The 12189-nt window shown below is 62.7% G+C and carries 14 protein-coding genes; 9 read left to right on the top strand and 5 right to left on the bottom strand.

The genetic code is table 11. The annotated features are described in order from the left end of the window. Positions 1 to 118 precede the first annotated feature (118 nt). Positions 119 to 1375, top strand: coding sequence for a selenoneine synthase SenA (gene senA / locus AC1D11_RS10090; RefSeq protein ID WP_477646319.1), 1257 nt, complete (start codon positions 119 to 121; stop codon positions 1373 to 1375). 35 nt (positions 1376 to 1410) lie between these two features. On the opposite strand, the gene AC1D11_RS10085 is transcribed toward senA, so the two are convergent. Next, on the bottom strand, positions 1411 to 2523 hold the full coding sequence (locus AC1D11_RS10085; protein ID WP_477646318.1) for a substrate-binding domain-containing protein: 1113 nt from the start codon (positions 2521 to 2523) through the stop codon (positions 1411 to 1413). 167 nt (positions 2524 to 2690) lie between these two features. Here AC1D11_RS10085 and AC1D11_RS10080 point away from each other — a divergent pair, with 167 nt between their 5' ends. From AC1D11_RS10080 to AC1D11_RS10050, 7 genes are all read left to right on the top strand, one after another. Further along, positions 2691 to 3437, top strand: a complete 747-nt coding sequence (locus AC1D11_RS10080) for an ABC transporter permease (protein WP_477646317.1) — start codon at positions 2691 to 2693, stop codon at positions 3435 to 3437. Beyond that, on the top strand, positions 3434 to 4123 hold the full coding sequence (locus AC1D11_RS10075) for an ABC transporter ATP-binding protein (RefSeq protein WP_477646316.1): 690 nt from the start codon (positions 3434 to 3436) through the stop codon (positions 4121 to 4123). Before AC1D11_RS10080 ends, AC1D11_RS10075 begins: the two co-directional genes overlap by 4 nt. Beyond that, a complete protein-coding gene (locus AC1D11_RS10070; protein WP_477646315.1) occupies positions 4120 to 4968 on the top strand; it encodes an ABC transporter substrate-binding protein in 849 nt (282 codons plus the stop codon). Before AC1D11_RS10075 ends, AC1D11_RS10070 begins: the two co-directional genes overlap by 4 nt. Before the next feature lie 140 nt (positions 4969 to 5108). Further along, complete coding sequence (locus tag AC1D11_RS10065; RefSeq protein ID WP_477646314.1) at positions 5109 to 5882, top strand: molybdate ABC transporter substrate-binding protein; 774 nt, start codon at positions 5109 to 5111, stop codon at positions 5880 to 5882. 175 nt (positions 5883 to 6057) lie between these two features. Further along, a complete protein-coding gene (locus AC1D11_RS10060) occupies positions 6058 to 6438 on the top strand; it encodes a DUF2946 family protein (RefSeq protein ID WP_477646313.1) in 381 nt (126 codons plus the stop codon). Positions 6439 to 6689: 251 nt separating this feature from the next. Continuing rightward, positions 6690 to 7262 (top strand): YcnI family copper-binding membrane protein, encoded by a 573-nt coding sequence (locus AC1D11_RS10055; RefSeq protein WP_477646312.1) that lies wholly within the window; start codon positions 6690 to 6692, stop codon positions 7260 to 7262. A 57-nt stretch (positions 7263 to 7319) separates the two neighbouring features. Next, a complete protein-coding gene (locus AC1D11_RS10050) occupies positions 7320 to 7805 on the top strand; it encodes a copper chaperone PCu(A)C (protein ID WP_477646311.1) in 486 nt (161 codons plus the stop codon). A gap of 15 nt (positions 7806 to 7820) precedes the next feature. Here AC1D11_RS10050 and AC1D11_RS10045 read toward each other — a convergent pair whose 3' ends face one another. Beyond that, positions 7821 to 8984, bottom strand: a complete 1164-nt coding sequence (locus AC1D11_RS10045) for a helix-turn-helix domain-containing protein (protein WP_477646310.1) — start codon at positions 8982 to 8984, stop codon at positions 7821 to 7823. A 127-nt stretch (positions 8985 to 9111) separates the two neighbouring features. Then, a complete protein-coding gene (crcB, locus tag AC1D11_RS10040) occupies positions 9112 to 9498 on the bottom strand; it encodes a fluoride efflux transporter CrcB (RefSeq protein WP_477646309.1) in 387 nt (128 codons plus the stop codon). Between the two features lie 48 nt (positions 9499 to 9546). Between crcB and AC1D11_RS10035 the strand changes: the two genes are divergently transcribed. Then, positions 9547 to 10269, top strand: a complete 723-nt coding sequence (locus tag AC1D11_RS10035) for an aspartate/glutamate racemase family protein (RefSeq protein WP_477646308.1) — start codon at positions 9547 to 9549, stop codon at positions 10267 to 10269. Between the two features lie 8 nt (positions 10270 to 10277). On the opposite strand, the gene AC1D11_RS10030 is transcribed toward AC1D11_RS10035, so the two are convergent. Together AC1D11_RS10030 and AC1D11_RS10025 are read right to left on the bottom strand one after the other, a co-directional pair. After that, complete coding sequence (locus AC1D11_RS10030) at positions 10278 to 11588, bottom strand: TRAP transporter large permease (RefSeq protein WP_477646307.1); 1311 nt, start codon at positions 11586 to 11588, stop codon at positions 10278 to 10280. A 57-nt stretch (positions 11589 to 11645) separates the two neighbouring features. Next, positions 11646 to 12179, bottom strand: coding sequence for a TRAP transporter small permease (locus tag AC1D11_RS10025; RefSeq protein WP_477646306.1), 534 nt, complete (start codon positions 12177 to 12179; stop codon positions 11646 to 11648). Positions 12180 to 12189: the final 10 nt, after the last annotated feature.

The raw sequence follows: 12189 nt of genomic DNA, 5'->3' as shown, positions 1-12189 counted from the left end.
TGTTTGTGTCCATCCCTGGCAGCCCTTGGCGCAACTTTGTCCGGCGTGAGGCGCCACACCTTTTTATTACTCGTCTCGTCCAGCACCTCATCCCTCACGTCTTCAGACATTCGCCACAATGAACAGCCTGCTTGACTCGCCCCTGATGCGCAGCGCCGGCCGTGACGTCCTGTCGCTGGCGCTGATGGATGCCCGCAACCACACCTTGCGGATTTTTGGCCAGTACCAACAGGCGCTGGAATCCGTTGGCTTCGCCGTGCCGGCCTCCCCGCTGTTGAGCCCTCCGCTGTGGATGCTCGGCCACGTCGGCTGGTTCCAGGAATGGTGGATCGGCCGCAATGTGCAGCGCGCACAGGGAATACGCTGCGCACCGGGGCACACCCGTCTCGCTTCGATGGAGCCCAACGCCGACCGCTGTTGGGACCCTGCAAGTGTTCCGCACAGCCAGCGCTGGGCGCTTGACCTGCCCGATGTGCAGGCCTGCCGTGCCTATCTGCTCGATACGCTGGAAAGCACCCTGGAGCTGCTGGGAAAAGCCGGTGAAGACAGCGATGCACTCTACTTCTACCGCCTGTGCCTTTTTTATGAGGACATGCAGGCTGAAGCCTTGACCCACGCAGCGCAGATGCTGGGTGTGCCTATTGAGAAGGACTTGTTGCAAGCCTTCACGCCCCCGCCCATGGCCTTGCGGGGCGCGCTGCTGGTCCCGGCTACTGTCTGGAAAATGGGCTCTGCCGCACCATCGGACGCTGAAGGCTTTGCCTTCGACAACGAGCTGGCACAGCACGACATCAGCGTGCCCGAGTTCGAGATCGACGCGCAGCCGGTGAGCTGGTCGCAGTTCGTGGAATTTGTCGATGACGGCGGCTATGACCGGCCCGAGTTCTGGCAGCCCGAGGGATGGGAGTGGTTGCAGGCTATCGTGAAAAGCGAAGGCAGGCGCGGTCCGCGTTACGTTGAACAGATCGGCGTGGCCAGCGGCGCCGTGATGCTGACCCGCTTTGGCAAGGCCATGCGCATGCTCGGCAACCAGCCGGCCATGCACATGAGCTGGTGGGAAGCTGACGCCTGGTGCCGCTGGGCTGGCCGCCGCCTGCCCGCAGAAGTGGAATGGGAAACCGCTGCGTGCACGGCCGCCCGCAGGGGCTTTCGCTGGGGCGACGTGTGGGAGTGGACGGGCACCACCTTTCGCGCTTACCCGGGTTTTGTGCCCGGCCCTTTCGCCGCGTATTCCGAACCCTGGTTCGGCAGCCACAAGGTTCTGCGCGGCGGCTCGTTCGCAACGCGTGCGCGCCTGAAGCATCCACGCTTCCGCAACTTCTGCCTGCCCGGACGGGATGATATTTTCTGTGGGTTCAGGTCTTGCGCGCTATAAAAATAATAGCTGCTTGCGCCCGTCAATAAACGGTTTCAGGAACTTTTTTCCAATTTTTCCTTGCGGTAGGTCCACCAGGGCAAGGTGGCGCGCAGGGACAGCACCTTGCCGCTCTGGGCCGTTTCGCCGCTGTAGCCTGGCAACTCTTCCAGCGTGGCCTGCCAGTCGCGGCTCTGGAGCTCCTTGAGCAGTGCCTGCACCTGCGGCGTGGGCAGTTCGGACTTCAGGCACACGAGGTGGTAGCGCTCCTCGGCCAGGGGGATGAAGCCCAGGCCTTTCTCGCGTGCGGCCGTTTCAATGCCAAGGCCGGCATCGGCGACATTGCTGGCAATCGCCTGGGCCACGGCCGTATGGGATGGCTCCTGGCTCTGGTAGCCCTGGATATCTGAGGTTGCCACGCCGGCCTTGCCCAGCAGTTCGTCCAGCAACACGCGCGTGCCGGTGCCTTCCGCCCGGTTCACGTAACGCACGCCCGGCCTTGCCAGGTCGGTGATGCCGGCGATCTGCAGCGGGTTGTTTTTGGCCACGATCAGGCCCTGCTTGCGATGGGCGAAACCGATCAGCTTGTGCAGTCCGGGCTTGAGCAGGCTGCGGTAGGTGAGGGCGGTCACGGACTGGCTGCCAGGCTGGTCCAGCGTGTGAAATCCGGCCATCATGCAGCGCCCCGCGTTCAGGGCGGCAATGGCGTCCACGCTGCCCATGAAGCGAATATCCAGGTGCAGCCCGCGCGGGCTCGCCTGCTCGCGCAGCGCGGAAAGCGCCGCATCGTGGCTGGCATAAAGCGTGAGCACATGGGCGTTGTCGTCAAAGGCGGTGGAAAACGCCCGCTCGATATCGCCTCGCAAGGCCTCGATCTGCGGTGCCAGCCGTGCCTGTGCCTGCCGCTCGGCCCAAAGCAGTTTCTCGCCGAATTCCGTGAGCCGTGCCCGCTGGCCTTTGTCCCAGACGATCAGCGTTCGGCCCAGGGTCTGCTCCCAGTCTTTGAGTGCACCCCACACGTGGCGGTACGACAGGTCGAGCGCTTTGGCGGCTTTGGAGATGGAGCCTTGTTCACGCACCGCATGGAGCATGTCCATCAGCGGATTGCGGATCAGGGCGTTTTTGCCGCGCTGTGGCGTGAGCAGGTAAGAGAGTTCGACTTTATGCATGGCAAGGCGGAGGGTGCATGGATTATCAGTGCATCGGCGAGGGGAGAAAGATTTCGCGGCGCGCATGGCGACTGGCCCGACCAACTTATGCAAATCAATTCATAGCGATGATTCCTGATGCAAATCAAGGACTTAGGCCCTAGGCTAGAGTGCCGCACAGCTTTGACATGAACACCTTCTCAGACAGCGCCGCCACGGCATTCACGCTCATCACCTCGCTCGATCCCATGCTGGCCAGCATCGTGGCCCGTTCGTTGGCCGTGAGTGCGTGTGCCTGCCTCATTGCCTGCAGTGGCGGTTTGCTGCTCGGTGCCTGGCTGGGCGTGTCGCGCTTTCGCGGCCGCGGTGCGGTTCTGGCCCTGCTCAACACCGCGCTGGCCCTGCCTTCGGTGGTGGTCGGGCTGGTGGTGTACCTGTTGCTCTCCCGAACCGGCCCCCTCGGTTTCCTGGGCTGGCTGTTTTCCTTCAAGGCCATGGTTCTGGCGCAGGCGGTGCTGGTGCTGCCGGTTGTCACCGCGCTGGTTCGCCAGACGATTGAAGATGCCGACCGTTCCCATGGCGAGCAATTCCAGTCGCTGGGCGCAGGCCGCTTCGTGCGCGGCCTCATTCTTTTGTGGGACGAGCGTTATGCGTTGCTGACGGTGCTGATCGCCGCGTTCGGCCGGGCGATCTCGGAGGTCGGTGCGGTGATGGTGGTGGGCGGCAACATCGACGGCTTCACGCGCGTGATGACGACCGCGATCGCGCTGGAGACCAGCAAGGGCGATTTGCCGCTTGCGCTTGCGCTCGGCATCGTGCTGCTGGGGGTGGTGCTGCTGCTCAACATCCTGATAGCGCTGGTGCGGCGCTGGCGCGAGCAGTTCGACGACCGCCTGCCGGATGTGGCCCTTGCCGCCGGGGGTGCGCAGCCATGACGCAGGTTTTCAACCTGCACACCATCGGTGTGCAGTTCGGCCAGGTGCAGGCGCTCAGCGGCTGCAGCCTGCGTATCAAGGCCGGCGAAAGATTGGCGCTGGTGGGCGCCAACGGCAGCGGAAAGAGCACGCTGCTTCGGACCCTCAACGGCCTGGTCCGGCCTTCCACCGGCAGCTTTCAGCACGATGTGCAACTGCGGCAGGCCATGCTGTTCCAGCGGCCCTACATGCTGCGCGCCAGCGTGCTGAACAACGTGGCGCTGGGACTGTGGCTGGGTGGTGTGCGCTGGAAAGAGGCCAAAGTCCAGGCGCTGGCTGCCCTCGAGCGCGTGGGGCTGGAAGACCTGGCCGCACGCAATGCCAAGGCGCTGTCGGGCGGGCAGCAGCAGCGTGTGGCGCTGGCGCGCGCCTGGGCGCTCAAGCCGCAGGTCCTGCTGCTCGACGAACCCACGGCCAGCCTGGACCCCACGGCCAAGCGCGAGGTCGAGCGCCTGATGGCGGAATTTGCCGACGCCGGCATGACACTCATTTTCAGCAGCCACAACCTGGGGCAGGTCAAGCGGCTGGCCAGCCGGGTGATTTACCTCGAGCACGGCCGGCTGGTAGCCGACCTGCCGACCACGGCCTTTTTCACAGGCCCGGTTCCCGCAGCGGCAGAAGCATTTTTAAAAGGAGAACTTGCATGAACAGATTGAGCGGAATGATGGAAACTTTGAGGTCAATCAGGGCTTTGTTGCTTGTGCCGCTTGCGCTGGCAGCGACTGTTTCGATGGCACAAACCAGCACCATCGTGATGGCGTCAACCACGTCGACCGAGCAATCAGGCCTGTTTCCCTACCTGTTGCCCGAGTTCAAAAAAGCCACAGGCATTGACGTGAAAGTAGTCGCTGTCGGCACCGGCCAGGCCATCGACATGGGCCGCCGGGGTGATGCCGACGTGCTCTTTGTGCACGACCAGGTGGCGGAAGAAAAAGTGGTGGCTGAGGGCTTTGCCATCAAGCGCTTCCCCGTGATGTACAACGACTTCGTTCTGATCGGCCCTGCAGCTGATCCGGCCAAAACCAGGGGCAGGGACATTGTCGAAGCGCTGAAAAAACTCAGCGCCGCCAATGCAGGTTTTGTCTCGCGCGGCGACAAGAGCGGCACGCACGCCGCCGAACTTCGCTACTGGAAAGCCGCAGGCGTCGAGACACCGGCCGACAAGCCCGCCTTCACCAATTACAAGGCCTGCGGCTGCGGCATGGGCCCGGCCCTCAACATCGCGGCCAGCAGCGGCGGCTATGTGCTGGCCGACCGCGGCACCTGGCTGTCCTTCAAAAACCGCGGTGACCTGGTTGTGCTGGTGGAAGGCGACACCAAGCTGTTCAACCAGTACGGCGTGATGGTGGTCAACCCCGCAAAACATCCGCAGACCAAGGCTGCAGAGGCACAGAAGTTCGTGGACTGGGTGGTCTCCCCCGCGGGCCAGGCGGTGATCGCTGGCTACAAGATCAACGGCGAGCAGCTGTTCTTTCCCAACGCAACCAAATGAGTACCCCCCTGTCGAAGCTCACTGCGTGTAGCTTGTTCTCCCCTCCAGGGGACGGCGCCTGCGGCCCGGCAAAGCCGGTTCCGCGGCGCCTGCTGGTATGGGCTGCTGCGGCGGTGGTTGTTTTTTCAGGAGGCCTGAATATGGCTCATGCCCAGTCGCCCGCAGCATCTGCTGAAGGCGCCGCGCCGCTGCGCGTTTATGCGGCGGGCAGCCTGCGTGAAGCGCTCACCGAAGTGGCCCGTGCGTACGAAGCGCACACCGGCGTGAAAACCCAGCTCACCTTTGGCGCCTCTGGCTTGCTGCGCGAACGCATCGAGAAGGGCGAGCCGGCGCAGGTGTTTGCTTCGGCCGATACGCAGCATCCCCAGCGCCTCTATTCCGCAGCGGGCAGCGCATGGGTGCAACCCACGCTGTTTGTGCGCAACCAGTTATGTGCACTGGCCGTGCCGCAGCTCAACGCCGAGCCCGGCAAGCTGCTTGACCTGATGCTGGACCCCGGCGTCAAACTCGGCACCTCCACACCCAAGGCAGACCCGTCGGGCGACTACGCATGGGAAGTGTTCCGCAAGGCTGAGGCGCTGAGGCCCGGCGCGTATGCGGCACTGGACGCCAAGGCCCTCAAGCTCACCGGTTCGCCCGAAGCGCCGCAGCCTCCGGCTGGTCGCGGCGCCTATGAGTGGTTGATCACGGAAGGCCGCGCGGACCTGTTCCTGACCTATTGCACCAACGCCGTGGCGGTTCGCAAAGAAGTGCCGCGGATGAATGTGGTGGAGATGCCGGCTGCCTTGCAGGTGAGTGCTGCCTACGGGCTGACTGCGCGAAGCGGGGATGCTGCGGCCGCGCAGTTTGCCGCTTATCTGCTGACGCCTGAAGCGCAGGACGTGTTTCGCCGGTTCGGCTTCGGCGCGCCCTGAGGCAAGGTACCAGATCCGCGACCACCTGGTTGAATAACCCACTGGTTACGCCACTGGCTCTTCATGCCAGCATGAGCCGCGGAACCGGCTTTGCCGGGCCGCAGGCGGGCGGCCCCCTCGGGGGGCAGCGACCCACACGAAGTGGGGGAGCGTGGGGGCTGCATATAATTCCGCTGTGCCGCACCATCCTCCAACACGCCCGCCACTGACTGTGTGGGCCCGCCTTGCCACCTGGCTGAGTTTTCTCGCCGTGGCGTCGGCGTTGTGGGCGCCGGTGTCCATGCTGGCCCAGGATGTGCGCACTGGCAAGCTGGGCGGCATCTGCAGTGTCAACACCGCTTCATCCGACGCTGGAAGCGATTCTGCCGACGGTGACGCGACTTCCACGGGGCTGCGCTGCGACCTGTGCAGTTCCCCGGGACTGGTGCTGCCGCCGCTGCCGCTGGCGCCTGCTCCCTGTTTTTCCGGTACCGCTGTTGCCGTAGCGGATGTCCCGGCAAGCACCGGCGCCGCCATACCCGGGCTGCCATTCAGCCGCGGGCCTCCCGCACTTTGAACTGAACCGCCCCTCGCCTGAGGCTTGATGCATCCCCGCGCGCGAGCCTTGCGGCCGGTGCGCCGTCATCGTTCATTTCGAAGCGTGCGTGTCATGAAACTTTCCCGTACACCGTGTGCGCTCACCTGGCGTGGCGCTAGCCAATTCCTGGTGGCGCCCCTCCACCTCGATTGCAGCTTACCGACATGGCTGAGCCAACTTCAGCCTCCGATCTAGCTATTTTCAATTTTCACCGTCATAAAGAATCAACCATGAAATACTTAAACGCTATCAAAATAGTAGCAAGTTGCGCCCGTACCTATTGGGCCGGAGCCTTGTTTTTTGCAATTTCCCTGCCTGCCGCCGCACACGTCACCCTGGAATACCAGGTCGCCAATGCGGGTAGCTACTACAAGGGCACATTCAAGGTCGGGCATGGCTGCGGGAATTCACCGGTCAAACAGATCGTGGTTACCATTCCCGCGGGTGTGCAGGGTGCCAAGCCCATGCCCAAAGCAGGCTGGACCCTGGAAGTCACACGTGAGAAGCTGGCGCAGCCGCTGCTGGATCACGGCAAAACCGTTACCGAAGACGTGTCGCGAATCAGCTGGACGGCCAAAACCCCCGCTGACTACCTGCAGAACGACTGGTACGACGAATTTGTGCTGCAGGCCAAACTGCCTGCACAAGCGGGCATGTTGTATTGGCCGGTCAGCCAGGTTTGCGAGAGCGGCAAGGTTGACTGGGCCGAAGTGCCCAAGCCAGGCCAAAAAATGTCGGATCTCAAAAATCCTGCTGCCGCGCTTGAGTTGATGCTTGCGGGCGGCGGTGAACACAATCACTGAGCGAGCCCCGGCGGCTTTATTTCAGATTCAATTTACTGCTTCAAGGAGCATTTACGCATGACATCCGCAAAATTCTCAAAAGCCGTGTTGGCATTTTCGATGGCACTGGCCAGTATGGCCGCCCTGGCCCAGACTGCCGCAGTCAAGGTCGATGGCGCGTGGGCGCGCGCCACGGTGCAAGGGCAAAAAGGCACGGGGGCTTTTATGAGCCTCACCGCCAAAGATGGGGCCCAACTGATCGGCGTCTCGTCACCGGTGGCGGGCGTGGCCGAAGTGCATGAAATGAAAATGGACGGTGACGTCATGAAAATGCGCGCCGTGCCATCGCTTGATTTGCCTGCCGGCAAAAAGGTCGAGCTCAAGCCAGGGGGTTACCACGTCATGCTGATGGACCTTAAAGCACCGCTGGCCAAAGACAGCACGGTGCCCGTGACCCTGCTGTTCAAGGACGCCAAAGGTGTGGAAAGCAAGCTGGAGCTGAAGTTGCCGGTTGCCACTGCCGCGCCGGGAGCAGCCGGTGCTGCGGCCGAGCACAAGCACTGATTTGTGTTTGCCGGGTTAGCTGCGTTTGCCCGAGCCCAGGCGGCGGTAAACCGTGGCCCGGCTGACGCCGAGCGCTTTGGCGGCCTGCAGCACATTGCCGCGTGCATCGGTCACCGCCTTGTGGATCAAGGCGGTTTCGAGTTCCTTCAGCGTTCGCGACGCGACGCCTGAAGGCGGCAGGCTGGTTGCCGGGGCCGGCGAGTCCCGGCCGGGCAACTGCGGCAGCGCATGCAGGCGCAGGCCTGTCCAGAGCGGCACCTCGAGGATGCCGCCATTCACCGGCGCCTGGCGCTGCGCTGCGTCAAACAGCATTTCGAAGGGCATGGCAAAGAGATCGTTGCAATGCGGCGTCGTACCTGCGGTGAAGCCCAGCTGCGAAATCATCTGCCGCGCCGCCTGGTTGGCGCCTGTGACGCAACCATCGGTATCCACGCACACCAGCCCATCGGTCTCATCCCCCAGCGTGCGGCCCGGCCAATTCAGCCGGATCAGCAATGCATGGGGTTTGCCCAAAGTGAGCGCGTTCTCTATGCTGCGCGCGGATTGCGCGACGAGGTGTTTGAGCTCGGGTCTCTCGACCACTTCGATGCCCGTCAGGTCCAGCATGCCGGCGCAGCGGCCGTCGGGGCCGAACAGGGGCGCGCCGGCGCAGCTGTAGACCGAGGTGGCGTCAAAAAAATGCTCACCCCGATGCAGCCACACCGGTTGCAGTTCGGTCAGCGCTGCGCCGATGGCGGTAGTGCCCACTTGTCGTTCCGAAAGGTCCGTGCCGATGCGGGTGATCATGTCGGCGCGGCGGTCGCGCCGGTTGATGGGGCCATTCACATTGATGACCACGCCGGCCTGGTTGGTCAGGATGGCGAAGTAGCGCGTGTCGGCAATGGCCTGGCCCAGCTTTTCCAGCACAGGTGCCGCAGCTTGCACCAGCCGGTGGTTGGCTTCCAGGGTACGCCGCAGTGCGGCGGCAGAAACCATGTCGAAGGAGGGCGCCTGCTCCGGCCTGTGGCCCTGGGCCAGGCAGCGTATCCAGGACCGTTCTATCCAGTTCTCAACCAGCGGCGCGGTGCCCGCAGGTAGCGGATCGCCGTGAAGAACCGCCTGGCGAGCGTGTCCGATGCGCGCCAGCCTGTCTTGCCCGCCCGTCGCCGGGGCTGAGTGAAAAGGGATCATGGATGCCATGGTGCATTGTGGCCAATTCCTGCGGTGCGTGCAGCGTGCGATGCGGATGGCCCGTGCCATTGCCATGCGGGCGGGCAAGCTTGTGCCTGGCCGCTTTTTCTGGCTAAAAAATAGCTTTAACCGGCTCTCAGCGTGCGCCAGCAGCTATAAAAAACATAGCGGTTTTGAGGCCGGCCACCGTCATCAACAGTGATCCCAGCACGTGTACGGTGGCCGTAAGCGCGGCCAGCCCGTAGCGCGCTTCCATCAGGAAGATCACCACTTCGGCCGAAAACGAGGAAAACGTGGTGAGGCCGCCCAGGAACCCCGTCACCAGCGCCAGCCGCCACACCGGGTCCAGCTGGGGCATGGACTGGAAACCCGCGATGCAGATACCGATCAGGTAGCCGCCAATCAGGTTGGCCGCAAGGGTGCCCCAGGGAATGAGGCCGCCCGGCGTCAGCCACAGGCCGAGGCCCCAGCGCGCCAGCGCACCGATTGAAGCTCCAAGAGAAATGGCGATGACGTTCAACATGACGGTGGTGGCGGCGGTGAGTTGGTTGTTTGGCGGGAGAATAGAGCCATGACTTTAACCTCAGCACCCGGTTTCAGCGAGCCTCCTGGCTTCCTGGGAGTCGTGATGCTTGATACGCAGTTCCCCCGGTGGCCGGGCGACATCGGCCATCCTGAAGCTTTCGGCGTTCCGGTTCTCCAGCATGTGGTGCAGGGCGCCTGGCCGGGCAAGGTTGTGCAGAGCGGTGCCGGCCTGCGGGCTGCGGGCGTGGTGCCGGCTTTCATACAGGCGGTGCAGGCCCTGGCGGCTGAAGGTGCGCAGGCCATCACCACCAGCTGCGGTTTTCTGGTGCTGTTGCAGGACGAATTGCAGGCGGCCGTGGAGGTTCCCGTTATCACTTCCAGCCTGCTTCAATTGCCGGTGCTGCTTGCACGCCACGCCAGGGTGGGCGTGCTGACCATCAGTTCAGCGGCGTTGGGCGCAGAGCATTTGCGTGCAGCGGGTGTGGCCCATGAACGCTTGGCGGATGTGGTGGTGCAGGGGGTCAATCCTGACGGTGAATTCGCCACCGCCATTTTGGGGAATCGCCAAACCATGGACATGGAGAAGGCGTGCGGTGACGTGGTGGCAGCGGCAATCGCTCTCCGTCAGCGTGAGCCTACACTCCAGGCGGTAGTGCTTGAATGCACCAACTTGCCGCCGTACCGCCAGGCGATTGAAGAGGCCACCGGCTTTGAGACCTGGGCGCTGACTGACGATGAGAGACTTCTGTCGCCCTGGCGCGTCCGCTGAGCCGCTATCTATTTATCTTTGCCCATGACGAGATCAGGCAAGCTCGTCACGATCTGCGGGAACACCGTGATCAGCACAATGCACACCACCAGGCAGGCGAAAAAGGGAATGGCCGCGCGCGCAATGGTGTTGCTGTCTTTGCCCGTCATGTTTTGCAGCACAAAGAGATTGAAACCCACCGGCGGCGTGACTTCGGCAATCTCAACCAGCAGGATGATGAAGATGCCGAACCAGATGAGATCGAAACCGGCCTTCTGGATCATGGGTAGCACCACGGCGCTGGTCAGCACGATCATGGAGATGCCGTCCAGCGCGGTGCCCAGGATCAAGTAGACGATGGTCAATACAAAAATCAGCGCGTAAGGCGAAAGGTGCATCTGGTCCACCCACTCGGCCAGCTCACGCGGAATGCCGGTGAAAGCCATGGTCTTGGTCAGAAAAGACGCACCAGCCAGTATGAACATGATCATGCAGCTGGTGCGCGTCGTGCCCATCAGGCCATCCTTGAAGTTCTGCCAGGTGAGCGAGCGGCTCCACAGCGCCAGGCCTAGCGAGCCGGCCACACCGTAGGCGGCACACTCCGTGGCAGTGGCATAGCCGGCGATCAGCACCCAGCAAATGAAGACGATCAGCACGCCGCAGGGAATCAGGTTGCGCGACTTGTGCAGCTTCTGCATAAAGGTCGTGGGCTGGTCGGGCGCGGGCTGCAACTCGGGGTTGCGCAGAGCCCACCAGATGATGTAGCCGGAAAAAAGCGCCATCAGCAGGAAGCCAGGTAGAAATCCGGCCAGAAAGATCCGGATGATGGAGGCATCCGCTGCGACGGCATAGACCACCATGGTGATGGACGGCGGGATCAGGATGCCCAGCGTGCCGGCGGTGGCCAGTGAGCCCAGCGCGATTTTTTCGCTGTAGCCGCGCTTGACCAGCTCAGGCAAAGCCACCTGGGAAATGGTGGCGCAGGTCGCCGCGGAAGAGCCCGACACCGAACCGAAAATCCCGCAGCCCAGGATGGTGGTGTGCATCAACCGGCCCGGGATGCGGTTCAGCCAGGGGCTCAGGCCTTCGAACATTTCCTCACTGAGCTTGGTTCGAAAAAGAATCTCACCCATCCAGATAAAGAGGGGCAGGGCTGCCAGCTCCCAGCTGGCGTTGCTCTCCCAGAATGCACTGAAAAGGTTTTTGCCCGGCTGGGTGTTGGCGAAAAAGGCCTGCCCGACCCAGCCGCAAATGGCCAGGGTCATCGCGATCCACACGCCGCCCGAAAGCAGCAGCATCATGAGCAGCAGCAAAATGCCGCCCACCATCAGGATATCCATGTTGTTGTCTTTGTAGTCTGGAAAATGAAACGGGAATGACTGATTGGGAAGTGGCACTCAGACTTCGGACGAAAAATCGCCGCGCGCATGACGCTCCTCGACTTCGCGCACAAAGGTCGGCACGCCGCCGCGTATCACGATGATGAACTCGTCAACCACGGCAATCAGCAGCAGGATGGAGCCCAGTGCAAAGCTCAGTTGCGGTATCCACATCGGCATGGGCAAGAGGCCCTGCGAGATGTCGTTGAACTCCCAGCTCTCATAGGTGAAGAGGCACGCCGACCATGCGAGGTAGGCCACCGACACACTGCCGATAAAAAGCGAGGCCAGTTCCAGTACACGGCGGGTTTTTGCGTTTACTTTTTCCAGTAACAGCGTTACCCGCACAAAGTCGCCGTGCTTGAAGGCATGGGCCATGGCAAAGAAGGCAGCAGCCGCGCAAAACCAGGCCACCACGTCATTCACGGCTCCGGTGTTAACGCGAAACTCGCGCAATATGCTTTGCGCGATCATCAGCACCGCGATCAAGGCGATAAAGGCGGCGCCCAGCGCGCCGCCTGCCAGGTAAAGTTTGTCGAGAAATTTGCGCACGGCCTGCCTT

The sequence above is a fragment of the Polaromonas sp. P1_E11 genome (assembly GCF_056405995.1).
The sequence above is the reverse complement of the archived record's forward strand: the minus strand, read 5'-3'. Positions and strand labels throughout refer to the sequence as shown.

What these genes read in the sequence shown, in the direction of transcription:
- AC1D11_RS10035 (WP_477646308.1), top strand. Translation starts at nt 9,547, where the DNA reads ATGACTTTAACCTCAGCACCCGGTTTCAGCGAGCCTCCTGGCTTCCTG.
- AC1D11_RS10055 (WP_477646312.1), top strand. Translation starts at nt 6,690, where the DNA reads ATGAAATACTTAAACGCTATCAAAATAGTAGCAAGTTGCGCCCGTACC.
- AC1D11_RS10085 (WP_477646318.1), bottom strand. Translation starts at nt 2,523, where the DNA reads ATGCATAAAGTCGAACTCTCTTACCTGCTCACGCCACAGCGCGGCAAA.
- AC1D11_RS10070 (WP_477646315.1), top strand. Translation starts at nt 4,120, where the DNA reads ATGAACAGATTGAGCGGAATGATGGAAACTTTGAGGTCAATCAGGGCT.
- AC1D11_RS10065 (WP_477646314.1), top strand. Translation starts at nt 5,109, where the DNA reads ATGGCTCATGCCCAGTCGCCCGCAGCATCTGCTGAAGGCGCCGCGCCG.
- AC1D11_RS10045 (WP_477646310.1), bottom strand. Translation starts at nt 8,984, where the DNA reads ATGGCATCCATGATCCCTTTTCACTCAGCCCCGGCGACGGGCGGGCAA.
- crcB (WP_477646309.1), bottom strand. Translation starts at nt 9,498, where the DNA reads ATGTTGAACGTCATCGCCATTTCTCTTGGAGCTTCAATCGGTGCGCTG.
- AC1D11_RS10050 (WP_477646311.1), top strand. Translation starts at nt 7,320, where the DNA reads ATGACATCCGCAAAATTCTCAAAAGCCGTGTTGGCATTTTCGATGGCA.
- AC1D11_RS10030 (WP_477646307.1), bottom strand. Translation starts at nt 11,588, where the DNA reads ATGGATATCCTGATGGTGGGCGGCATTTTGCTGCTGCTCATGATGCTG.
- AC1D11_RS10075 (WP_477646316.1), top strand. Translation starts at nt 3,434, where the DNA reads ATGACGCAGGTTTTCAACCTGCACACCATCGGTGTGCAGTTCGGCCAG.
- AC1D11_RS10080 (WP_477646317.1), top strand. Translation starts at nt 2,691, where the DNA reads ATGAACACCTTCTCAGACAGCGCCGCCACGGCATTCACGCTCATCACC.
- senA (WP_477646319.1), top strand. Translation starts at nt 119, where the DNA reads ATGAACAGCCTGCTTGACTCGCCCCTGATGCGCAGCGCCGGCCGTGAC.